This window comes from Ruegeria sp. H3 (genome assembly GCF_056533095.1).
The window spans coordinates 1-820 of the sequence record NZ_JBQFOD010000042.1; the positions used below are offsets into that span (position 1 = coordinate 1).

Consider the following 820-nt stretch of genomic DNA (forward strand, 5'->3'; position numbering starts at 1 on the left):
CCGGTGCTGTCAGACGAATTCGAACCAGTCTCAGTTTGCCGCGGAAACCGCGAACCTATCCGGAACAAAGCTAACGCCACTCGGCAAGAGCGGCGGCGCGGGTCAGCTTGAAGGTGTCTCGGCTGGCCAGCGATCTTTCCTGATTGAAGTGGTTGTAGACAGAGGAATGGACAGAGGCGAATTTCTGTAAACTTCGCATGCGCCTGAACCGTTGCATCGCGCGTTCGCGTCGTCGAAACGGCAGGTGCGAGTTCTCGACGCGGTTGTTGAGCCACGTTCCTGTCAGCTGTTTTCCAGCGCGCCCATTTCTCTGAGAGCAGCCCGGTACGATGCGAAGCGATCTGTGACGACGTTTTCCGCTTTGCCGTGTCGCTGCATCAGTTTCCTGAGAAATTTCAGTGCTGCAGCTTTGTTTCGGCGTTTGGTGACGACGGCCTCAAGCACCTCGCCTTCATGATCAACGGCCCGCCAAAGATAATGCCGCTTGCCATTCACCTTCACGAAAACCTCGTCAACGTGCCACTTCGATTTTGAAAAGGCTCGGAGTTGCTGAACCCGTTTTCTTCGGATCTCTGATGCAAACATAGGGCCAAACCTGTTCCACCAATATCGGACAGTTTCGTGACTCACGTCGATGCCTCGCTCGTGCAACAGATCTTCGACATTTCGAAGCGAGAGCTGGAGACGGATATACAGCATCACCGCAAGGCGGATGATCTCTGGGCTGGTTTTGAAGTACTTGAAAGAGGCAGGTCTGGTCATAGGAAAAAGCTACGCAACACCCCTGCCCCGCTCAACCAAAGTTCTTCTGACAAGACCC

General features: G+C 54.3%; 1 pseudogene. It reads right to left on the reverse strand.

Features of this window, described 5'->3' with window-relative positions:
- Positions 1–70 precede the first annotated feature (70 nt).
- A pseudogene (locus ACR0JE_RS19635) lies at positions 71–762 on the reverse strand (IS6 family transposase).
- Positions 763–820: the final 58 nt, after the last annotated feature.